Below are 20,813 nucleotides of genomic sequence, written 5' to 3' on the forward strand. Positions count from 1 at the left end.
CCTCTCCGTTCCGGGAACACAGTGGGGGGTGATGGATCAGGAGGGCCGGCCGCGCACTAGAAGGCGCGGGCTCCGACGAAAGCGGTGAGACGCGCGTCGTCGTCGGCGCGCAGGACCGCGCACACCTCGCGCAGTCCGTCGGCGAGGCGGGTGATCTCGTCGTCGGTCAGCGCGATCGACGGCTCCAGGCGGAGGGTGTTGGGGGCGCTGCCGGTCGGCATCACCCGGATCCGGTGCTCGTGCAGCAGGAACCCGCTGACGAGGAAGCCGAAGAGGCCGGCGGGCTGGGTCTGCCTGACCATGGGCGAGCCGACGGCGGACCGGTCGGCGAACTCCACCCCGACGAGCAGACCGAGGCCACGGACGTCGGCGATGATGTCGTCGTACTCGGCGCGCACCGCCTCAAGCTCCGCGAGGAGGCGGGCGCCGCGCTCCGCGGCGACACCGTAGGCGGCTCCGCCGTCGGCCTCCAGGAGTTCCAGGACCTTGAGGGCGATGCCGCTGGAGAAGGCGTCCTTGGCGAAGGTGGAGCTGTGCACCAGCTCGAACTGGGGGCGGTAGCGCGCCTCCCGGACGAGGGTCACCGAGATCTTCGCGAGTCCGCCGCCCAGGCTCTTGGCGAGGGTGTAGTAGTCGCCGCGGAGCGGGAGCAGCGAGCTGGCGAAGAAGGCGCCGGACCGTCCGGCCCCCGTCTGCACCTCGTCGATGACGATGGGGCAGTCGAACTCCGCGCACAGCGCCTGGATTTCCTTGGCGAACTCGGCGGAGATCGGGACGATGCCGCCCTCGCCCTGCACGGGCTCGACCAGCAGCGCGCAGAAGACCGGGGCGTCGCGCTCGACGACGTCCACGATGCCGTCCGCGACCGACACGTCGAGCAGCGGGGTGCGTTCGGCCTCGAACACCGCACGGAGGGCGTCCGGCCGGTTGACGGGGACGAAGCGGGGCTGCGCGGCGAGTTCCGTGAACGGCGTCCTGAACTGCGGGTTGTGCGTGAGCTGGATGCTTCCCATGAGCTTGCCGTGGAAGCCGCCCACCAGGCTCAGCAGGCGCGGCGCGCTCGCCGGGTGCGAGTCCTCGAAGGCGTGGACGCGGGCTTCGAGGGCGTCGAGGGCGGTCTCGGGCGCCGTCGTGGCCGGCAGGCCGAGGGCGGTGAGGACGGCGGGGGCGAGGACGGCGGTGCCCTGTGCGATCGCGCTCCGCGCCTCCGCGATGTGCTCCTCGACCGCCCCGGCCAGTTCGGCCAGCCGCAGGCGCCGGTCCATCTCGGCGTGCTTGACGGCGACCTCGACGGCCTCGGCGCCGGAGTTCGCGAAGACGGCGTGGTGGGGCTCGGCGGTGGCGAACTCCCGGTGGACGATGCGGTTGAGGGCGGCGGCGACGGAGGCCGCCTCCGGGCGCAGCGACACCTGCGCGTGGACGGGGGTGTCCCGGTCGAGGAGATCCCTGGCCCGGGCGACGACCTCGGGGTTGTTGTGGCCGAGTATCAGCGAGCCGTAGCCGCTGATGAAGTCGGTGACCGGGATCTCGCCGCCGTCCTTGCCGCGCGCCCACATCGTGTTCCCGCGGGAGCGGGTGTACTCGACGTCGAGGCCCACCTGGGAAACGGCTCGGTGCAGTTCGGTGTCCACGAGGTCGTTCGCGTGGAGTGTCATTCGGCGTTACCTCCGCAGGTCCGCTTCCCGGCTCGAAGTGTGCGGCGGGCCGTTTTGATCGCCACACATGAAAGCCATCATGGCAAGGCGTGAATAACTGCCCTCTAATCCCCGTATAGGTACGCCGCGGAAACCGGTGACCGGTTATTCGGAAGTTAGGGTGAATCGGTAGCCTCCGAAAGTGGGAATCGATCAGGTCGACACATGCCGGCCGTTGAGCGAACAGGAGTTGCCCGTGCCCAGTGCGAACGGAACGGAACACGAGAAGGGCTTCAGTGAACTCAACCGGAAATACACGGAAGCGTTCAACTCGGGAGACGTGGACGCGGTCCTGGCGAACTACACGCCCGAGGGCGTGACGGTGGTCGAGCGAGGGCTCGCGCTCGGCAGGAGCGGCGACCTGCGGGAGGCGCTGGCCGGCTACTTCCGGACGGCCCGGCCGCATGTCGAGTTCGCGTACGAGCACACCTACGTCGCCGGCGACGTGGCGCTGGTGATCACGGAATGGACCCTGGAGGAGAACGCCCCGGACGGAGGCCGTACGAGCACGAAGGGCCGGGCGACCGACGTCCTGGTCCGCGAGCCCGGCGGGTGGCGCTTCGCGATCGACAACCGCTTCGGCTCCTCCTGACCGTGGCCGCACGAGAACGCCCCGCCTCCCGGAAGCTTCGGGAAGCGGGGCGTTTCTCTCTCGTACCGGACGCGCGGCCGAGGATCAGTGGATCACGGACACCGCGGGCTCGATGCCCAGCAGGGAGCGGCTGTAGTCCTCCCAGCTCACCAGGCGGTTGAAGTGGATGTGGTGGCTGCCGGTCTCGAAGTCCCGCCAGTACCGCTGGAGCGGGTGGGACGAGGCGAAGCCGCTGGTGCCGCCGAGGTCGAGCAGCTTCCCCATGGCCTGCCGCGCGCTCTGCACCGCGGACGTCATGTGCAGCCGGGCCCGCGTGCGGTCGCCGCGCGACATGGTCCCCTCCTCGAAGGCGACGTCGAACATGTCGGCGGAGGCGAGCAGGTAGTGGTACGCCGTGTCGACGTCGTGCGTGGCCTCGGCGAGCCACTGGCGCACGATCGGGGAGTCGAGCGAGGACTCGTAGACGGTGTCGACCAGCGGCTTCCCCTTGTCCAGCATGGCCCGCACCGTGTCGAGGGCTCCGTGGGAGGCGCCGACCAGGGCCGCGATCGTCCGGTGCGCGACCGCGGCGAAGGTCTCCAGCTTGGGCAGGTTCAGCGGCCCGAGCTCCGGGTCGATCGGGTGGTCGATGCTCCGGCTCTCCGGCACGAAGAGCCCGTCGAACTCCACCGTGTGGCTGCCCGTGCCGAGCATGCCGGCCACGTTCCAGGTGTGGTGGACCACGCCCTCCTTCGGCGGCGCCGCCAGGGAGATGAGGGCGCCCGTGGGCTCGCCGTCGGCGACGAGCGGGATGAAGGGCAGGATCATCCAGTCGCCGATCTCGACGCCGGAGATCGTGGGGAACCTGCCGGTGACGCGGTACCCGCCGTCCACCCGGGTCGCGGTGGCGGAGTGGTGGCCGCCGTTCGCGCACACGAACACGTCGGGGCTGGGGCCGAAGATCTCCTTGGCGCCCTTCTCCGGGATGAGGTTCGCGAGCGTCTCGGCCGCGCCGGTGATCGCTGCCAGCCAGCCGGCCGACGCGCAGCCACGGCCGATCTCGGCGAGGGCCGCGGCCTGGGTACGGATGCTGAGCTGGTCGCCTCCGTGGGCACGCGGCACGCTCATCCGGAAGAACCCGGCCGCGCGCAGCGCCTCCACGGACTCGTCGGCGAGCTTCCGGTCCCGCTCGCTGCGGGCCGAGTGCTCCCGCAGGAGGGGCACCAGCGCGCGGGCCCGGTCGACGACCTGCTGGACCTCGGGCTCGTAACGGAATTCAAGGTCTGTGGACACGCAATTCTCCTTGGTTGGTTTCCGTGCGGGAGTTCAGTTCTTCCGGAATCGCCCCTGACTTCACCGGGGCGCCGCCTCGCGCAGCTTCAGTGAAGACCAGGAAGCGTATTTAATGAATGCGCCACCGGACCAAAACCGCATCGACTCTCTGCTGTCGGGCCCAATCCTCGACGGACGTCGTTCCACTAGTGTCGGGTGGGAAATCACCGGTTAAGGAGTGCCATGACCGTCATTGATGCAGCACATTTTCGGCGCACCCTCGGAAACTTTCCCACCGGAATCACCGTCGTCACCTCGACGGGCCCCCGGGGCGAGCCCGTCGGAATGGTCTGCAACTCGTTCACCTCGGTGTCGCTCGACCCGCCCCTGGTGCTCTTCTGCGCGGCGTGGTCGTCGGCCACCTGGCCGCTCATACGGAAGAACGGGCGGTTCTGCGTGAACATCCTCGACCGCGAGGGCGAAGGGCTGAGCCGGCAGTTCTCGGGGCGCTCCGGCGACCGGTTCGCGGGTGTGCGGTGGAAGCCCTCGGAGTACGGCCCCGAGCTGGCGGGCGCCGTCGCCCGTGTCGCGTGCGTCCTCGACACGGAGCATCCGGCGGGGGACCACGCCATTGTGGTCTCCCGGGTGGTCGGGCTCACCGACGCCGGAGCGGAGACGGATCCGCTGGTCTTCCATCGCGGCCGGTACGGCTCGTTCGCCGGCTCCCTCGCTCCGGTCGCCGGCCCGCGCGCCTGACGCGGCGGCTCCGCCCGGCTGCCCGCGCCCCCCACCGGGAGGGGCGCGGGCAGCCGTTCGTTCAGGCGAAGCTGGTGGGCACCTGGCGCAGAGCCGCCAGCGACTCGACGAAGAAGAAGATGCCGCGGAAGAAGATCAGGGTGTCCCCGCGCTCCAACGAGAGCTTCCGGTCCACCACGGTCCGCTGCAGGTTCGCCTCACCCGAGTAGATGCGGTGCCATGTGTCCGTGGTGCCCACGAGCACGAAGTCGGCGTCCACCGGCTCGCCAGGCGGGATCACCGTCGCCTCCGCACACTTGCCGTCCTGCCAGTCGAGCCGCAGGTACGAGGTCGCGCCGTCCGGCTCCCGCACCCCGAGCGCCCACGTCTGGGAGCAGGCCGCGCGCGTCGCCGCGATCCACTCCCAGTAGCTCTCCTGCTTGGTCGCCACCACGTCCGCGTCCGGGCCGCTGTCCACCCGTACCCGGGACGCCTCCGCCCATTCGGCGGAGAGGAACCGCACCGTCTGCGTGTCGATCGTCGTCCCCATGACTCAACCTCCCGCGATCTCGGGCTGGATGTTCTGCACCATGGCAGCGATGTCCGGCGGCAGATCGATACCGACGTCGGACAGCTTGTTCTGGACCTGCCGGATCATGAACTCCGTGACCGCCTCGGCGTCCCAGCCGAGGGGTTCCAGCGGCGCCGGCTGGCTGACGCCGCCGTTCATGGCCAGTTCGGTCCGCAGGGTCTCGTACACCTCGTGCACGAGACGGGGGTCCTCCTGGATCGCGTCGCGCAGGAACCGCATCCCGAACTGCACATGACGGGCCTCGTCGCGGCAGGAGGCGATGAATCCGGTGTAGTAGCCGGGCAGATAGCCGCGGGTCCGGCAGTAGGTGAGCGTGATCTTCATGATGCTCAGCGCGAGGACGCCCTCGATCCACAGGAAGTACGCGGTGGCGTACCGCACGCGCAGCTTCTGGTTCTCCGGATCCTTGCGCAGGTCGTCCGAGAGGTGGGCCATCAGCCCGAACGATCCGACGAAGGACTCGGGGACGTAGTCGAACGAGGCGGCGAGGAGCTCTGCCACCGAGTCCCCGGGCAGCCCCACGACCTCCCGGTAGAACCGGTCGAAGAAGAGCGTGTGCCGCGCCTCGTCCTCGATCTGCGTGGACAGGTAGAGCTTCGCGTCCTCGCTGCCCGAGAGCATGAAGACGGGCAGCTCGATCTCGACCTGGCGCTCGGCGTGGTGGAACGCCGCGGCGATCTCCTTGAAGGCGGCCCGCTCCTCCTCCGTCATCTTGGTGCGCCAGTCGACGGCGTCCTGGGTGAAGTCGAGGTCGTAGGCGTTCCAACGGTGCTTGAAGTACCGCTTGTAGAGATCGATGTACTCGGGAAGCTTCTTCAGGTCCTTGTGCACGTAGTCGATCATGTCGTCGATGTTGATCTCCCCCAGCTCGCTGAGGGAGGACTGCTCGACGGACGTGACGAGCGATGGGTCCATAGGGGCCATCGGATATCTCTCCGGTTTCCTCGTGTGGTGACGGATCGAACCTTGCGTCGCGACGGATGCGGAGGGGTGCGCCGCACCGGCGCGGAGTCGTGGGCAGCCGTACGCGGGCGTACGCGGGCATGCGTAAGCGGCCGTGGGCGATCGGTGGTGCGTACGCGATGGTGCGTACGGGGTCGTGCGGACGGGCGGAGCCGGCGGCGGGCCGGTTCAGGGACGCGCGCAACCCCCGTGGAGCACCGGCGCGGTGCTCGCGTACTCCAGGTCGTGACTGAGCACCGCCCGCTCCAGCGCCCGGAGCTGCGGGCTGGGTTCGAGACCCAGCTGGCTGACGAGCGCCGCCCGGGTGCGCCGGTAGAGACTCAGCGCGTCGGCCTGTCGGCCGGAGTGGTACAGCGCCTGCATCAGCCACCCGCAGGCCTGCTCCCACAGCGGCTCGGCCGCGACGAGCCCCTCCAGGTCGCCGATGACGTCCCGGTAGCGCCCCAGGGCGATGTCGGCCTCGATACGGCTCTCCAGCGCTGCCGTACGGGCGTTGTCGAGGGCCGTGGACTCCGGCCACGAGTAGCCGTGCTCGGCCAGGTCCGCCAGCGCCGGACCCCGCCACAGACCCAGCGCGTCACGGAAGGTGTCGGAGGCCTCGCCCCACAGCCCCGCCGCGAGCTCGCTCCGACCCCGGGCCACCCGGGCCTGGAACTGCCGCACGTCGAGGCTGTCGTCCCGCACGTGGAGCACGTAACCAGGCCCCTCGTGCAGCAGTTCAGCCCCACCACCGTACGAGGAGAGGATCGTACGGAGCCGGAAGATCGCGTTGTACAGCATCTGACGTCCCGTGGGAGGCACTCTGGCCGGCCACACGGCGGACATCAGCTTGCTGATGGAGACCACTTCGTTGCTGTGCAGCAGGAGAAAGGCCAGCGTCGCGCTGTGCCGTACTCCGCCCAACGGCACGGTGCGGTCACCGTCACGGATCTGCACCGAGCCCAACACTTCAAACCGCATGACCCACCTCGATGGGGTGGAATTTCCCGACGCAAGAGAACCAGTTGAAATACTGAGGCATAGTCAACTCCTCGTAGTTCGCACTTGAAATTATGCGTGGGGAATTTGGCGCAGTCCACATCGGAATCGTTCATGAAGCTGCACATCCGTCTCAGCAACTGGGCCGTAAGTGTGCGGACATGACGGAGTCCGGGCGGACATGACAAAGTCCAGGCACGCACTCTTGCACGCCTGGACTCTGTCGTCGGATCCGTCAGCCCTCGGTCGGCACCGTCCCCTGGCTCACGGCATATCCGAGCTGGAACCTGGTGACGGCTCCGAATTTCTGCATGAGCTGCGCGATGTATTTCCGGCAGGTGCGCACGGACAGGCCGAGCCTGCGGGCGATCGTCTCGTCCTTGGCGCCGTTGATCAGCATCTGGAGGATCTCGCCCTTGAGGTCGTCGCTGATCAGGTCGAGTTCGCCGAGGCCCGGAGCGAAGTCCCGGGCGCCGGCCCAGGAGCGTCCGAAGCAGGAGTACAGGAAGGAGACGACGGTGGCGTCCTGGATCACCGCCACCGCACTCCCCTCGTCCTCGGTGACGGGGATGAAGGCGGTGGCGGCGTCGAAGACGATCAGCTGACCGAACGGCGGCGCGACCGTACGGATCAGGGCCCCCGTCCCGATCAGCACCTCGGCCTGCTCCCGTGCGGCGCTGTCGAACCGGGCGGTGTGCTGGAAGAGGAGCCGGGTCGGGAGTCCCGGGGCGAGCAGCGGAGGTTCGCACTCCAGCAGCTCCAGGATCGGCCGGCCGCCACCGGGCAGCATGGCGACGACCTCGTCCTTGCTCTCGGCCGCCACCTCGTGCATGCGGTCGCATGCCGAGTCGAGGCTCAGCAGCTCCTTGACCCCGTCGTGGCTGTGGCCGAGGATCCGGCCGGCGCCGAAGGACGGGGACAGCACGGGCAGGGAGGCGACGCGTTCGCCGCGGACCGCCTGTCTTCCGCCCTCCGGACGGATCGGCTCGTGGGCGAGGGGATTCGGCGGGACGCCGCCCTCGCACCGGCTCCGGCGGTAGACCTGAAGGTGACGGGGTGCGACCACGGACAGAAGACCTCCACCGTACGAGGGTTCCAGAGGTGAGCACCGCGCACCGAGCGGTGGCGGACCCTCACATGCTTTCTGTCGAACCTGGCACGGTGACGAGGGGCGGGCCAAGTGTTGACCTGTTGACTGTTTCGGGCAACAGCGAGCCGGCTCACCGTGCGGGCCGCGGTCCGACGCCGGCGGGAACGGCTCAGGCCAGCAGCAGTTGGTGGAGGAGGAACACGTTCAGGCAGGAGATCGCCAGGGACACCACCATGCCGGTCGCGGTGGTCAGCCGCCGGTTGGTCAGCGAGCCCATCACATCGCTGCGGCGGCCGAACAGGACGAGCGGTATCAGTGCGAAGGGGATCCCGAAGGACAGCACGACCTGACTGATGATGAGGGCCCGGGTGGGATCCGTACCGACCGCGAGAATAGCGAGGGGCGGCGCCATCGTCAGCAGTCTGCGCAGGAGCAGAGGAATCTGCGCCCGCAGGAACCCCGACAGGATGACCTGGCCCGCGTAGGTGCCGACGCTGGACGAGGCGATGCCCGAGGCCAGCAGGGCCAGGGCGAAGGCCAGGGCGGTGTCGCTGCCGAGGACCTCGCCGAGCCCGGAATGCATGTCGCCCAGGGATTCGTGCGGCAGGGCCGTCCCGTGCAGGGAGGCCGCCGCGACGATCAGCATGGAAGCGTTGATCACGGCGGCGATGCCGAGGGCGCAGACGAGCCCCTTCAGCATGGAGCGCAGCGCCTTCCTGCGAGCCGCGGTCGAGCCTCCGTGGTACTCCTGGGTGAGGGCCGAGTGCAGGTAGATGGCGTGCGGCATCACCGTCGCGCCGAGCATGCCCGTGGCCAGCAGGATGCTGTCCGTGCCCGCGAAGCCGGGGATCAGGCCCGCTCCCGCGGCGGCCGGCGGACCCGAGCGGAACACCTGGTAGGCGAAGCCGGCGGACACCAGGAGGATCAGCGCGAGGATGACGGTCTCGAAGCGCCGTCGGCGCAGTGGCGCGAGCATCAGGATCACCAGCGACACCGCGGCCGTGATGAGCGCCGCGGGCAGCAGCGGCACGCCGAACAGCAGGTTGAGGGCCACCGCCGCGCCGACGAACTCCGCCAGATCGGTGGCCATGCTCACCAGTTCGGCCTGGATCCACAGGCCGTAGGTGACCGGCCGCGGGTAGTGCTCCCGGCACAGCTCGGGAAGGCTGCGTCCGGTGGCGATGCCCAGCTTCGCGGCGAGGTACTGGACGAACACCGCGGCGACACTGGCCGACGCGATGACCCACAGCAGGAGGTACCCGTAGCGGGCGCCGCCGGTCATGTTCGTGGCGAAGTTCCCGGGGTCGATGTAGGCGACCGCGACGACGAACGCGGACCCCAGGAATCCATAGGCCGTTCCGAGGCGGGACCGGAGACTTCTGGGCGGTGCTGGGGTCCCGGCCCCATAGGCGAGGGACGACGAATCGGTCATCAGCGGAACAGCGCTCCTCCGAATAGGCGGTCACCACGGGAATCACGAATCACCTGCGACTCCATGCGACATGAGGGGGAGGACCGCCAACAAGAGTTGGCCCGTTGAGGGTTCCGGGAAACACCGTCCGGTGCCCGCCGCTCCGGCGTGGATGTTGATGCAGATGCCGATGCCCATGTCGAGTCCTTTGCCGATGCAATGGCGTGTGCACGTGCAGGCGAAGGTGTGCGTGCACGTGCAGCGGGCGGTCGAGTACCGGGATTCGAAGGGCCCGCGCCGAAAAGGGACGCACGGCCGCGTTCTGCGGATTCTCGCGGGCATCACGAAAAGGCCCGGCGGTCACGTGGGTGGCACGTGACCGCCGGGCGGGCGGGATCTCGTCAGAACGCGCAGTGCGCCTCGGTCCGCAGCGGGAGCCTCCCGCAGGCCTCGTCCCGCGACAGCGGCGGGCACGTGGAGTACCGCTGCAGCCCGTCCGGCCGGCTCGCTTCCCCCGCCGCCTCGGGGGCGCGGCGGGCCCACTCGATGCGCGCGCGGAGCTCGGCCACCCGGCCGTCGGCGAGCTCCTCGTACAGGCTCAGCGCGGCCTTCCAGGAGGCGATGGCCCGGTTCCTGTGGCCCAGGCTCTCCAGCGCCTGCCCGCGCCGGTACAGGCAGTCCGCCTCGCCGCCGTGGGCCCCGGCCGCCCTGAGGGTCTCCAGGGCTCGCTCCAGGCAGGCGAGCGCCGCTTCGTGGTGTCCCTGGGCGGTGTGGATCCCCGCCATCTTGGTCAGTGCCCGGCCCTGCCCGTCGTGGTTCCGGATCTCCGTGAAGATGTCCAGGGCCTTGCCCAGCGTGTGCAGCGCCTGCTCGTCGTCGTGCCAGCCGTGGTAGGAGTCGGCGAGCGTGAGGAGGACGGAGGCGGATCCGTCGTGGTCGTCGAGCCCGGCGAACAGGGACCTCGCCTCCTGGGCACGTGCGTGGGCCTCGTCCCAGTCCCTCTGGTCGGCGGCGAGGAAGCCCATCCCGCCGAGCGTCCACGCCTGACCGTGCCGGTTCCGGACCTGCCGCCACACCGACAGGGAACGCTCGAAGTGCTGCTGGGCCCGTTTGTACTGGCGCTGCCACCGGTACCCTTCGGCCGTCCCGGTCTCCAGCCAGCCCTCGGCGAACCGGTCACCGGAGGCCCGTGCCGCCTCCAGCCCCACCTTCATGATGCCCAGCCAGATGCTTCCGGGCTTACGGAGCAGACAGAAGTAGTCGTAGAGGCTGACGGCCAGCTTCCAGGCCGTGTCGTGGAAGCCGTGGTCGATGGCGAGCCGGACGACCCGGGCGAAGTTGGCGGCCTCGGTGTCGAACCACTGCAGCGCGGCCTCGTCGTCGTCGAACCCGAGCGGGGTGGCGCGGCTGGTGGATGCCCGGAGTTCCAGGATGGTGTGGCGGAACGGCGCCAGTGTCCGTACGCCCGCGAGGCTGGAGTGCAGGTACCAGTCGGCGAGCCGGCCCACCGCCGCGGCACGGTCGTGGTCCTCCTCGTCGGACGCGAGGCGCTCCGCGGCGTAGAGCCGGAGTAAGTCGTGGAAGCGGTAGCGGCTGAACGTCACCCCCTCCAGGAGGTGGACCTCGTGCAGCCGTTGCAGGAGCTGCTGGGTCTTCAGGACCGGCCGGCCGATGAGCGCCGCGGTGGCCGCCACGCTGGTGTGCGGGCCGGGGTGCAGGCTGAGGAAGCGGAACGTCCGGGCCTCCTCGGGCTTCAGGTCGCAATAGGACCACTCGAAGGCCGAGCGGACGGTCACCGAGTCGTGGACGGCGAGACCGTCGAGGCGGTGCCGTTCGGCCGCCAGCTCCTCCACGAGCTCGCCGATCGGGTGATGGGGGTGGGCCGCCACCCGGTCGGCGGCGATCCGCAGGGCCAGCGGGAGACGCCCGCACAGCTCCGTCAGGGCCGTGACGGCCTCGGCCTCGGCGGTCGTGCGGACGGTGCCGATGACCGAGGACAGGACCTCCACGCTCTCCGGCTGGGAGAGATGGCGCAGGAGGATCCGCTCCACCCCCACGCGCATGGCGAGTCCACCGAGCCTCCGGCGGCTCGTCAGGACGACCGCGCATCCGGCCGCCCCCGGCAGCAGGGGTTCCACCTGCTCCGACGAGGCCACATTGTCGAGCACAATCAACATGCGCCGAGAGGAGAGGAGCGAGCGGTAAATCCGTCGGCTTAGCCTACCCAGGTTCGAATCCTGGCGTCGCCACGCGATAAGAACGGCCCCTGATCTGCGGAAACGCGATCAGGGGCCGTTTGCGTGTGTAAGTGAGACAAGGGGTCGACTGTCTCGCTGTGTCTCGCTGAATCCCGGGGTCTACCAGGGTGTCTGGACGGGCCGTGGACGGGATTCAGGGTCACACCCTGGGCTGCGGCCGTAGGCCATTCAGGCGGTCGCGGGACCGCTCGCGCGGTGCTGATTCAACCGGGCGGAGATCTTGGCGTTGGCAGCCTCGTCGCCACCCTTCAGGAACTTCGCGTAGACCCGGAACAGGACCCCCGTCGAGTGGCCGGCCCGCTGGGCGACGAGCTGCGGCTCGACTCCCGAGCTGAGCCAGGTGGAGACGGCCGCGTGACGAAGGTCATACGGCCGCTTGGCCAGCTTGGTCTCCTGCTCGGCGGGCGTGAGGACGTCCCCGCGGGCGCCCGCCCAGACCTCCCCGTATCCGCTCTCCTGGACCATGCCGCCGCGGGCGGTCCGGAACAGCCGGCCGTCGGCGTGGGTGCCGTACAGCGTGACGTGCCACCGGAGCATCGCCACGAGCTCGGGCGGGATCGGCACGTGCCGGACGGCCTTCCGGGTGCGGTGCTTGAGCCCGCGCCGGTCATGAGCCTCGCCCGTGTCCGTCCAGGAGCTTCCGGAGCGCGCCCTGCTCTCCCGAAGCCGGATGAGCCCCCAGCCGCGTCGGGGGAGGTCGCACTCCTGGAGCCGGAGCCCGACCAGCTCGCCTGGCCGGGCGGCGGAGTAGTACATGCACCCGAAGAATGCCTCCATATGCCGCCCTCGGGCGCCCTGCTTTCCCACAGCGGCCAGGAGCGCGGCGGCCTGCTCGGGGTCCGGCACGGCTTCGGGGTCCACTTCCTCCTCCACCTTCTCGGGCGCCTTCCACTTGATCGCCGGGATCGGGTTCTCGCTCAGCAGCTCGGCTTCGACGGCGAGCCCGAGGGCCTGGTGGAAGATGGCCCGCTTCCGGGCGATGACGGTGCCGGCCGACGTCTTGCCGTCCAGCCGCCGGGTGCAGGCGTCCAGGGCCCGGCGAACGAGGATCCGATCCGCCAGGTTGGACGTGGGGACGGACTTCCGCTCCACCCACGAGAGCAGCGAGGCCACGTCCTCCGGGGTCTCCTCCTTCCACCGGTTCACGTTGAAGCCCCAGGTATAGAGCGCGCGGCGTACGGCCTTGTGGTCCGCCATGCCCTTCGTGTCCTTGAGCAGCGCCATGGTCACGGTCGCCATGGCCTCAGCGAGGTTCCGGCGCGTGGAGGCGGGGGAGTGGTCCCACTTCATCTCCACGTAGTTCCTGGCGTGCTGGTACCAGGAGATGTCCTTCGCCTTCTGGACCATCGACTTCGGCAGGCCGCTGTCGATGTCCCAGGGCTCGCCCTCGCGGGTCGCGGTGATGAACTGCGCGCGCCGGCTTTCCGCGAGCCCGAGCGTCAGGAAGGACTCGGAGTGCGGCTTCGTGCCGACCTGCCAGCGGAGTTGGTACGGCTTGCGGTACGGCCGCTTGCGGATGCTCCAGATCCGCACGGTGTAGCTCCAGTCGGTCACGCGATCTCCAGTTCGTTCTTGAAGGCGTCGAGCTTGCTGCGGCTGATCCGCAGGTGTCCGTTGGGGAGGCGCTGCATCTCGGGGGCGTAGCCGCGGTTGCGCCAGCGGTAGTAGGTGGCTCGGGTGATGCGGAGCTCGTCGAGCGCGTCGGTCAGCGACACCAGTTCGTCGGCGGGCTGACGGCGGCGGGCGGTGCGGGCCATCGGGTCCCCTCCTTGGGGCGTGGTCGGGCGGCGTGGTCTCCGTGGCGGTGCGCGGGCTGAAGCGAGCCGCGGCAGTGGGCTGGGCGGCTTCGTGGTGGCCCGCGTGTGTCCGAGGTGGGGATTTCTGCGTCACGGCGTCATCCGCGTCATTTACGGGCCTGACCTGCGGTTTTCGGTGACGCAGGCGTTAGCGGGCTGTGTCACCGGTGACGCACGTCTCCGTCACCGGTGACGCGGGTGACGCGGGGTGACGCAGGATCCGGGGCTCTGCGTCACCGCTGTCGGCGCAGCTCACGGGCGGTTTTTTAGCCGTTGGTGACGTAGGTGACGCAGCGTCTCTCCTCTTAGGAAAAGAGAGAGGGGCCTTCGTTGTGGTGCGTGCCTTAGAACGCGAAGAAGGAGCCGCAAAGCGGCACGTCCTTTGCAGCGGCGGCAAGCCGCCGGAACAGCAAGAGGAGCACGCCGTGCCGGGCGGGGGTGCTCCTCTTGCTTGTGCGCGAGCGGTCGCGGTCGCGCTGGGCTAGAACATCGGGGACTGCTCGTCGGCCGGGGGCGTCTGGCGGGTCATCTCGATGTAGCGGGCGGCCCGGGTACGGCCCCAGTCGACGAGGACTCCCCGTGCAGCCAGGACGGGCTGAAGCCGCTTGAGGCGGTCGGAGAGGACCTTGCCGGTGGTGGGCCAGCCCTTGGGCAGGGGACGGAAGTCCTCGCCGCTGTAGAGCTGCGTGAGGCCGTGGAGCCACTCGGCGGACGTCATCCGGACTTCCGTGCCGGGCTCGATGCCGGCCGCGTGCTTGAGGACGGTCTGGGCGAGCAGGTCGCCTTCGATGACGTCGTCGTTGAGGTCGTCGAGGCTGGCCCGGTAGGCGTCCAGCGCGCCCATGCTGGTGGCCGCGTCGAGCTGCGCGCAGAGATGGGCGAAGTCGGCCATGCGCAGGTCGGTGGGGATGTCGGCCTCGGTGGCGCGGACCTTGACGGCGAGGTCGAGCACGGACCCGAGGATGATCGGCAGGACCTCTTCGAACTCCGCCCACAGCTCCGCCTCCGTCCGCCGCACGAGGGGGCGTTCCAGACGCAGCGGGAGGAGGCGTTCGGCGAGGTCGGGGCGGATGACGCCGACGTCGATGCCGGTCAGCAGCAGGGGGCGGCGGTAGCGGGAGCGCACCACGTCGCCGTCGGTGAACAGGGCGCGCTTGATGGTCTCGGCTCCGGTGACGATGCAGCACATGAGGTCGGACAGGTCCGGGCCGAGGTGGGAGAGGTTGTCCAGGGCGGTGACCCATCCGGCGGCGACGGCCGTGATCAGGTTTTCCTCGTCCTTCGGGGCGCGGCGCAGGTCGCCGCTCATGCCCTCGATGATCCGCACGAGCATCCGGCCGGCGGTGGACTTGCCCGCACCCTGGGGCCCGGTGAGGAAGGGGGCGGGGACGGGCGCGGACGGCCCGAGGCAGCCGATCAGCCAGGCGAGGGCCAGGCTCTCGGCCTGGGCGCTGGCGAAGTTGCACAGCCGCATCAGGAAGTCGATTCCCTTGCCGTTGGTCTTCTCGACCGGCAGGGGCAGCTCCCCGGTGAGTTGGGTGCGGCGCCAGCAGACCTCGCGCGGGTCGGGGGTGAGGATCTCCCAGCCGGTGGGGTGGATGCGGACGGACTTGCCGTCGTCGCGGCCCAGGTCGAGCCAGGTTGCGCCGTCGAATCCGGGGGCGACGCGGATGTGGGTGGGCTGTACGTCCTCGGTCAGAGCAAGTGCTTCGATCAAGTCCAACGCCTCCTTGAGTGCGGTGCCGTTGAATACGCCGAACCCGTCTTTGAAGAGTCCGACCATGAGTTCCTGCCGGTGGCTGCCCGTCGTTCCCTGGGAGCGGATCGGACGGGCCACGGGGTGACCGTTCTTCTGCGCGTATACGGTCCCGTCGACGGTCCGGAAGTACCGGAAATGCTCCTGCGCGTAGTCGGTGATGACCTCGCGGGCCGGATTCTTCTCGTCCTCGGCCATGTCACATGCCCAGAGCGGAACGGGCGTTGGTCCAGGCGTCCGTGCAGTGCCGGGGAGACTCCCCCTTGGCCTGCGCGGCGGTGAACAGCCGGCCGATGTGGGTCTCGGTGAGGCAGCCGCACCGGCCATGGGCGGACAGCACCGCGAGGAACGTCCGGTACACGGTGGCGTGGACCGCGCTGGTGGCATCGGTGATGCGCTGCTCCGCCATGGCGATGCCACGCTCCAGGTAGGAGGGCGAGCGGTGACGGCACTCCCCGCCTCCGGTAGGCAGGGGCACGGTCACGGCATGTGGCGTCGGCCGGATGGCGGTGGGCTCCTTCTCGGCGAGCGCGAGCACGACCTCCGGCAGCGGCGTCATGGTGCCGGTGCCGGGGCCGAGCCACCGGGCGTAGGACATCGTGGACTTGAGGTCGACGCCCTCGCGGACGCCGTTCACGGAGCGCATGGTGCCCTGGTAGATCCAGTGCTCGCCGCGCGTCGTGCCAACGGTCCGGGTCGGGGGCAGGTTCTCCCGGGCCCAGTCGACGGCCTCGGTGTTGTCGAGGTCGACCACGGTCACCCCGGCGCCGCCGGGGTGATAGCCGACGGTCCCGGCGTACCTCCACGCGGTCTTCCAGGCCGGGGAGGTGATGGTGGTGGGGTCGGAGGTGGCGGCGGCCCAGGCGTGGCACGGCCACGGGCACTGGCAGGGGCCGGGGGTCTTCATGTTCGGCCGTCCGCCGCACGCGTTGTTGGCGCAGTTCCGGCAGTTGCCGAACGGGCCCTTCCCGGCGCGCAGTGGCAGGACCGGCAGTCCGTCGGCGGCCAGCCGCAGGGCCACATTGAGGTGACCGGTCCGGGCGTCTCGCCGGATCGGGATGGCATGGGTCATGCTTGGTATCTCCAGTTCTCTGAGCGGTGCTGGTAGACGAGGGCGGCCCCGGCTTTGGCGAGACGGGGGCCGCCCTTCGTGCTGCTAGGCGGTGGTGCGGGCGGGGAGGATCGGCTGGTCGATGTGGCGGTGGTGGATGTGGACGTAGTCGTCGAGGACGGAGAGGTCGACGGCGAGGAGTTCGGCGATGGCGACGGAGCGGTGTCGGCCGCCGTAGCAGTGGACGTGGACGTCGATGCGCTGCTCGCCGCCCTCGATGCGCTGCTCGATGCTGCGGCGGGCGTTGTCGATGAGGTCGTGTGCGCCGGGGGTGGCCAGCACGTAGGCGGCGACGTCGGCGTGCCGTCCGGTGAGCTGCGTCAGTCGGGCGCGGACGGCGGGGTCGTCGGGCGGGTTGCGCAGGGCGGTGGTGTCGACGACGACGGGGTCGGGGGCGGTGGGGGCGTCGTTGTGTCCGGTGCCGTAGGAGGTGATGCGGATGCTGGCCATCGGTGGGGCTCCTCAGTGGTGGTTGATGGTGCCGTTGGCGCGGCCGAACAGGCCGGTCGCGGTGACGTTCTGCGTGATGTGCGTCGACCCGCCCCCGCGGTTGCTGCCGGTGGCTCGGCGGGCGGTCCGGAGGAGGACGGGGACGGCGATGACGGCTGCGACGACGAGGGCGGCGGCGGACCAGAGGGCGTGGCTCATGGCGATGAGTCCCGGGGCGGCGTAGGAGAGTCCGATGCCGGCGGCGGTGATCCCGCCGCCGACGGTGGGGGCGAGCAGGGCCGTGGTCTTGGCCCACGCGGGCACCGCTCCGGGGGTGATCGCGGGGACGGGCGGGGCGGGGGTGAGGGTGTAGCCGGTGACGATGCGGCCGTCGGGGAGCTGGACACTCTGGACCGCCGGGAGACCGGTCGGCGTGACCGTGGCGAGCGGGGCGCTCGCGGCCGGGTGGAGGGGGACGGGGTAGTGGACGGCGGTGGGCCCGGGGGGCTGCTCGGGGTAGGGCATGGCGTCTCCTCGGGGGTATGGCACGGGCCCGTGACGGGTGGGTGTCACGGGCCCGTGTGCCGGGTGTCAGGGCAGGTGTCAGAGGGTGTCAGGCGCCGGTGTCAGGGCGCGTGACACCCGTTCCCGCCTAAGGGTTTGGGTGTCAGGGGCCCGTGACGGTGTCAGGCGTCACGCGGGGTGTCAGGCGGCGGCGAGGGCGGGGACGATCCGCCAGCGGCCGGACTGGTTCGTCGGTTCCAGGCGGCCGTCGAGGGCGGCGTCCTTCAAGCGGGCGGAGATCCAGGGGCGGCTGTAGCCGTGGGTCTCGCACCAGTCGGAGAAGTCCTTCGGGCCGACGATCATCCGGCCCTCCTCCTCGAACTCCTCCAGCGCCTCCTCGAACAGGAGCCGCGCTTCCTCCGGGGTGGGCTTGCGGCCCGGGTCCGCGCCGAACAGCGGTGCATCATCGCCGAGTTCGTCGCCGGGGAGGTCGGCGTCGGGGTCGATGCCATCGTCCTCGGGGTCGAGCAGCATGCCCGCGTTCACTTCCTCGGCGTCCACCGCCCGCGGCTGCGGGGCGGTGTCGGGTGTGTGGCGGGTGCGGTGGGTGTAGGCGTTGCCGACGGTCGCCTCGAAGGCCCGGGCGGTGACCAGGTCCATCGGGGCGCCGTTGGCGGCGGCCCAGTCCGCGAGCTGTTCCATGACGTCCATGGAGCGGGTGGTGAAGCGTCGCGTGCGGCCCGGGGCGGGGTAGCGGTCCTCGGGGATGCCCGCCGAGACGAGGTAGCAGTAGCCGGGGCGGCGGTTGCCCCACGCGCCGGGGTGGGCCCCGGCGTCGAGGACGGTCTCGGGGAGCGCGAATCCCTCGTCGCGGGGGTCGCAGCCGAACGCGAGCACGGACGGCAGGGAGGCGCGGGTGCTGGTGCTCATCTGGTCGTAGCTGGGGCGCTGGAGGGAGACGATCAGGGAGACGCCGGCGGCGCGGGCCTCCTGGGCGATGCCGGTGAACGCGTCGTCTCCGAGGGCTCGCAGGGTGTTCGCGGCCTCCTCGAACCACGCGACCAGGTAGGCCATGCCCTCGCAGCCGCACGCGGTGCCGTCGGTGCGGCAGGAGTGCGCTGGGTCTGTCTGCTTGCCGGCCGCCTGGACGGTCCACTGGCGGTAGCGGTGGGCACCGAGCCAGCGGGTCCGGGCGGGGATGGCGGCCTGGAGCGCTTCCACCATCGCCTCCGTACCGGGCCCGCCCTCCTCTGCCCAGTCGAAGGCGGGGAGGAGGGGCCGGAAGTCCTGGAAGGACTTGGGGTCCGAGAGCAGTACGTTGACGTCCGTGCGGGAGACGATCTCGGTCAGGACGTTCAGGGCGCCGTCGCCCTTGCCGGAGCCGGTCCCGCCCGCGATCAGCAGGTGAGTCGCGTTGCGGCCCACCTCCGGGTCGCCCGGGAGCCACAGCACGAGCGGGGAGCCGTCGTCGTACCGGCCGATGACCAGCGGGTCCGCGATTGACCCGCCGAGCCGGGTCGGGCCGTCGTACTCCAGGACCTCGGCGAGCATGTCCTCGGGGACGATGACCAGTTCGCCCCGGCGGGCGGAGTCCGCGTTCGGCATGAACCGCAGCGCGGTCGTCGGCAGGTCGAGCGCGGAGGCGAGCCGGGGTAGCACCTTGGCCACGTCTTCGGTGGTCTGCTCGCCCGGCTCCAGCGCGATCTGAGCGGTCACCCGGTTCGGCTCGACCTTCGTCGACCCGATCGCGGCCCTGGCCAGACCGACCTTCTCCAGCAGCCCCTTGTCTCCGCCCGTCGCGGTCGGGGTCTCGTCGGTGCGGCGCATGACCATGCGCACGTTCCACGACAGCGCGAGTGCCGCGCCGCCCATCAGGTACAGGTCGTCCAGCGGCCCCGCCGTCGGTCCGGCCAGGCAGGCGCCGGTCAGCCACGCCGATCCGGCTGCCACCGTGATGGCGGAGTGCAGGCGGCGCTGCTGCGAGCTGGACCGGCCGATCCACCACGTGGCGCCGGTCAGGGCGACGGAGACGGCGGTGAGGCCGACGCCGGCGGCGGCGCTGTCCGCCCACCGCAGGTTGCCGAGGAGTCCGGCCACGCCGGTTCCGGCGACGCCGAGCCACGGCGGCAGGTGGGGCTTGGCACGGTGGAGCAGGTAGCGGGCGATCGTGCCGCCGCCGGAGCCGCGGGCGTCGTCGTCCAGCACGTCTATGGTCGTGTTGCGTCCGGCCATGACCGGACCTCCTTTCAACTGCTCTACTGCTGTGTCCAGTTCATGCGCTGCTGCGGGCGGGGGCGGGCGTGGTGGCGGACGCGGTTGATCTCCTCCTGGTACTCCTGCTGGAACACCGCGTAGGTGGAGGCGGCGAGCTTGGCGGCGTTGCGCAGCTCGTCGGCGGACTTCTGGAGCTTGCGTGCGACCTTCGCGGCCCGGATCCGCGAGCCGCCGATCCGGCCGTCGGGGTCCGGGACAGCCGCGAGAACGCTCTTGAGGATTTCCGCGCCCATCGCGACCTCGATCGACAGCGCGACGGCGGTGGCGCGCAGGTGGTTGCAGTAGGCCCGTACCTGCGAAGGAGAGCTGAAGTCCGGCTCCGGCATCAGCGCCTGCGAGTGCGGCCGACGGCCGCCGTTGCCGTTGACGGTGGTGCGGCTGACGTTGACGTTCACCGGCGGGACGAACGAGCCGCCCATCGCGCCGACGAACCCGCCGACGGCGGCGCCGGCGTTGGCGAACTTGTCCGACTTATTTCCGTTCGAGCGGTTGGTATTGGTCCGGGGCTGCTGGGGTCGGGCGGTGCGCCGCCCGTTGGGGATCTGAGCCATGACGGGATCTCCTCAGGTCAGTTCGAGCGACGGACGACGATCCAGAAGACCTGCGCGGCAGCGGCGAGCAGCAGCCACAGCCACGCCAGCAGCTCCGCGAGCGGGCCGAAGTGCACGATGCCGGCGGCCCAGCCGAGCGCGGCCGTGGTCAGCCCGGCGAGCGCGAGGAGGCGGGCGGGCCGCTCACCGAGGACCTCGGGGCGCTTGCGGCGGGCCCACCACAGGCCGGCGGCGGGCGCGAGTGTCGCGGCGGCCAGGACCCAGGCCATCCACGGCGCGATCATGTGCACGACGGCCGTGACCGCGAAGGCGAGAACGGCGAAACCGGATGGGGCCCACGCGGCGCGGTGGCGCCACGCCCAGCCGCCGACCACCCGCGCGGCGCGGGCGGAGAGCGAGCGGGGCTGCTCGGGGACGAGAACGACGACCGGGGCGGCGGCCTGGCGGCCGCGCTGCCTCGGGATATGCACGGTCGTGGCACCCTGGGGCACCTTCACCGTGCGAGGGCGGGAACGTCGGGACACGACTCAACTCCCTTACAAGTGCGGAGAGATGGACGTGGACGCCGCGCCGATTGGCGAGGCGGCCACGGGGCGGTGCCGGTCAGAGGGTGTTGGGCTCCAGGGAGAAGAACAGGACCGTCGCGCCCTCCATGGAGGGGTAGCTGCGGACCGATTCGGCCCGGAGCTGGTCGTGCACGTCGAACCGGGTCCACCCCTCAGGCGGGGTGTGGGTACCGGTGAACGTGCACGTCGCACCGTGCCTGTTCTGCAAGGTCAGCACGTACATGTGCGATCCCTGGCGCTGAGTGTTCTGCATGGCAAACCT

The 20,813-nt window shown here is 70.4% G+C and carries 20 protein-coding genes; 2 read left to right on the plus strand and 18 right to left on the minus strand.

Translation table 11 applies throughout. From position 1 onward, the window contains the following. Positions 1–56 precede the first annotated feature (56 nt). A complete protein-coding gene (locus tag DEJ46_RS33615) occupies positions 57–1,655 on the minus strand; it encodes an aspartate aminotransferase family protein (RefSeq protein ID WP_150272413.1) in 1,599 nt (532 codons plus the stop codon). 235 nt (positions 1,656–1,890) lie between these two features. Here DEJ46_RS33615 and DEJ46_RS33620 point away from each other — a divergent pair, with 235 nt between their 5' ends. Continuing rightward, positions 1,891–2,286 carry a YybH family protein gene (locus DEJ46_RS33620; RefSeq protein ID WP_190623026.1) on the plus strand — a complete coding sequence of 132 codons (396 nt, stop codon included), beginning with the start codon at positions 1,891–1,893 and terminating at the stop codon, positions 2,284–2,286. An 84-nt stretch (positions 2,287–2,370) separates the two neighbouring features. Here DEJ46_RS33620 and DEJ46_RS33625 read toward each other — a convergent pair whose 3' ends face one another. Further along, the gene (locus DEJ46_RS33625; protein WP_150272419.1) at positions 2,371–3,558 is read right to left on the minus strand and encodes an acyl-CoA dehydrogenase family protein; all 1,188 of its coding nucleotides are present in this window, start codon (positions 3,556–3,558) and stop codon (positions 2,371–2,373) included. 222 nt (positions 3,559–3,780) lie between these two features. Here DEJ46_RS33625 and DEJ46_RS33630 point away from each other — a divergent pair, with 222 nt between their 5' ends. Next, on the plus strand, positions 3,781–4,293 hold the full coding sequence (locus DEJ46_RS33630) for a flavin reductase family protein (protein WP_150272421.1): 513 nt from the start codon (positions 3,781–3,783) through the stop codon (positions 4,291–4,293). Positions 4,294–4,354: 61 nt separating this feature from the next. Here the strand turns inward: DEJ46_RS33630 and DEJ46_RS33635 are convergent, their stop codons facing one another. The 16 genes from DEJ46_RS33635 to DEJ46_RS33710 form a co-directional block, all read right to left on the minus strand. Then, on the minus strand, positions 4,355–4,822 hold the full coding sequence (locus tag DEJ46_RS33635) for an SCP2 sterol-binding domain-containing protein (protein ID WP_150272423.1): 468 nt from the start codon (positions 4,820–4,822) through the stop codon (positions 4,355–4,357). Positions 4,823–4,825: 3 nt separating this feature from the next. Further along, positions 4,826–5,779 (minus strand): ribonucleotide-diphosphate reductase subunit beta, encoded by a 954-nt coding sequence (locus DEJ46_RS33640; protein WP_223835312.1) that lies wholly within the window; start codon positions 5,777–5,779, stop codon positions 4,826–4,828. 216 nt (positions 5,780–5,995) lie between these two features. Further along, complete coding sequence (locus DEJ46_RS33645; RefSeq protein ID WP_150272427.1) at positions 5,996–6,787, minus strand: BTAD domain-containing putative transcriptional regulator; 792 nt, start codon at positions 6,785–6,787, stop codon at positions 5,996–5,998. A 253-nt stretch (positions 6,788–7,040) separates the two neighbouring features. Beyond that, positions 7,041–7,871: a helix-turn-helix domain-containing protein gene (locus DEJ46_RS33650; RefSeq protein WP_150272429.1), complete on the minus strand. Its 831-nt coding sequence runs from the start codon at positions 7,869–7,871 to the stop codon at positions 7,041–7,043. Positions 7,872–8,064: 193 nt separating this feature from the next. Beyond that, positions 8,065–9,327, minus strand: coding sequence for an Nramp family divalent metal transporter (locus tag DEJ46_RS33655; protein ID WP_150272430.1), 1,263 nt, complete (start codon positions 9,325–9,327; stop codon positions 8,065–8,067). A gap of 380 nt (positions 9,328–9,707) precedes the next feature. Further along, entirely contained in the window at positions 9,708–11,561 is a 1,854-nt protein-coding gene (locus tag DEJ46_RS33660) for a tetratricopeptide repeat protein (RefSeq protein WP_317852220.1), read from the minus strand. A gap of 171 nt (positions 11,562–11,732) precedes the next feature. Then, entirely contained in the window at positions 11,733–13,118 is a 1,386-nt protein-coding gene (locus DEJ46_RS33665; RefSeq protein ID WP_150267120.1) for a tyrosine-type recombinase/integrase, read from the minus strand. Continuing rightward, the gene (locus tag DEJ46_RS33670) at positions 13,115–13,321 is read right to left on the minus strand and encodes a helix-turn-helix transcriptional regulator (RefSeq protein WP_150267118.1); all 207 of its coding nucleotides are present in this window, start codon (positions 13,319–13,321) and stop codon (positions 13,115–13,117) included. Before DEJ46_RS33670 ends, DEJ46_RS33665 begins: the two co-directional genes overlap by 4 nt. A gap of 520 nt (positions 13,322–13,841) precedes the next feature. Continuing rightward, positions 13,842–15,314 (minus strand): ATP-binding protein, encoded by a 1,473-nt coding sequence (locus DEJ46_RS33675; protein WP_150267116.1) that lies wholly within the window; start codon positions 15,312–15,314, stop codon positions 13,842–13,844. Between the two features lies 1 nt (position 15,315). Continuing rightward, entirely contained in the window at positions 15,316–16,188 is an 873-nt protein-coding gene (locus DEJ46_RS33680) for a bifunctional DNA primase/polymerase (RefSeq protein ID WP_150267114.1), read from the minus strand. A gap of 84 nt (positions 16,189–16,272) precedes the next feature. Next, positions 16,273–16,677, minus strand: coding sequence for an RNase adapter RapZ (locus DEJ46_RS33685; RefSeq protein ID WP_150267113.1), 405 nt, complete (start codon positions 16,675–16,677; stop codon positions 16,273–16,275). Positions 16,678–16,689: 12 nt separating this feature from the next. Beyond that, entirely contained in the window at positions 16,690–17,181 is a 492-nt protein-coding gene (locus tag DEJ46_RS40200; RefSeq protein WP_223834649.1) for a hypothetical protein, read from the minus strand. Positions 17,182–17,361: 180 nt separating this feature from the next. Next, a complete protein-coding gene (gene traB / locus DEJ46_RS33695; protein WP_150267111.1) occupies positions 17,362–19,392 on the minus strand; it encodes a plasmid transfer protein TraB in 2,031 nt (676 codons plus the stop codon). Between the two features lie 23 nt (positions 19,393–19,415). Next, positions 19,416–19,985, minus strand: a complete 570-nt coding sequence (gene traA, locus DEJ46_RS33700; RefSeq protein ID WP_150267109.1) for a plasmid transfer protein TraA — start codon at positions 19,983–19,985, stop codon at positions 19,416–19,418. A gap of 17 nt (positions 19,986–20,002) precedes the next feature. Then, on the minus strand, positions 20,003–20,455 hold the full coding sequence (locus DEJ46_RS33705; RefSeq protein WP_150267107.1) for a hypothetical protein: 453 nt from the start codon (positions 20,453–20,455) through the stop codon (positions 20,003–20,005). 133 nt (positions 20,456–20,588) lie between these two features. Next, entirely contained in the window at positions 20,589–20,804 is a 216-nt protein-coding gene (locus tag DEJ46_RS33710) for a hypothetical protein (RefSeq protein WP_150267105.1), read from the minus strand. Positions 20,805–20,813: the final 9 nt, after the last annotated feature.

This window comes from Streptomyces venezuelae, assembly GCF_008642375.1.
Taxonomy (GTDB): domain Bacteria; phylum Actinomycetota; class Actinomycetes; order Streptomycetales; family Streptomycetaceae; genus Streptomyces; species Streptomyces venezuelae_G.

What these genes read in the sequence shown, in the direction of transcription:
- DEJ46_RS33615 (WP_150272413.1), bottom strand. Translation starts at nt 1,655, where the DNA reads ATGACACTCCACGCGAACGACCTCGTGGACACCGAACTGCACCGAGCC.
- DEJ46_RS33630 (WP_150272421.1), top strand. Translation starts at nt 3,781, where the DNA reads ATGACCGTCATTGATGCAGCACATTTTCGGCGCACCCTCGGAAACTTT.
- DEJ46_RS33635 (WP_150272423.1), bottom strand. Translation starts at nt 4,822, where the DNA reads ATGGGGACGACGATCGACACGCAGACGGTGCGGTTCCTCTCCGCCGAA.
- DEJ46_RS33640 (WP_223835312.1), bottom strand. Translation starts at nt 5,779, where the DNA reads ATGGACCCATCGCTCGTCACGTCCGTCGAGCAGTCCTCCCTCAGCGAG.
- DEJ46_RS33645 (WP_150272427.1), bottom strand. Translation starts at nt 6,787, where the DNA reads ATGCGGTTTGAAGTGTTGGGCTCGGTGCAGATCCGTGACGGTGACCGC.
- DEJ46_RS33655 (WP_150272430.1), bottom strand. Translation starts at nt 9,327, where the DNA reads ATGACCGATTCGTCGTCCCTCGCCTATGGGGCCGGGACCCCAGCACCG.
- DEJ46_RS33670 (WP_150267118.1), bottom strand. Translation starts at nt 13,321, where the DNA reads ATGGCCCGCACCGCCCGCCGCCGTCAGCCCGCCGACGAACTGGTGTCG.
- DEJ46_RS33675 (WP_150267116.1), bottom strand. Translation starts at nt 15,314, where the DNA reads ATGGCCGAGGACGAGAAGAATCCGGCCCGCGAGGTCATCACCGACTAC.
- DEJ46_RS33680 (WP_150267114.1), bottom strand. Translation starts at nt 16,188, where the DNA reads ATGACCCATGCCATCCCGATCCGGCGAGACGCCCGGACCGGTCACCTC.
- DEJ46_RS33685 (WP_150267113.1), bottom strand. Translation starts at nt 16,677, where the DNA reads ATGGCCAGCATCCGCATCACCTCCTACGGCACCGGACACAACGACGCC.
- DEJ46_RS40200 (WP_223834649.1), bottom strand. Translation starts at nt 17,181, where the DNA reads ATGCCCTACCCCGAGCAGCCCCCCGGGCCCACCGCCGTCCACTACCCC.
- traB (WP_150267111.1), bottom strand. Translation starts at nt 19,392, where the DNA reads ATGGCCGGACGCAACACGACCATAGACGTGCTGGACGACGACGCCCGC.
- traA (WP_150267109.1), bottom strand. Translation starts at nt 19,985, where the DNA reads ATGGCTCAGATCCCCAACGGGCGGCGCACCGCCCGACCCCAGCAGCCC.
- DEJ46_RS33710 (WP_150267105.1), bottom strand. Translation starts at nt 20,804, where the DNA reads ATGCAGAACACTCAGCGCCAGGGATCGCACATGTACGTGCTGACCTTG.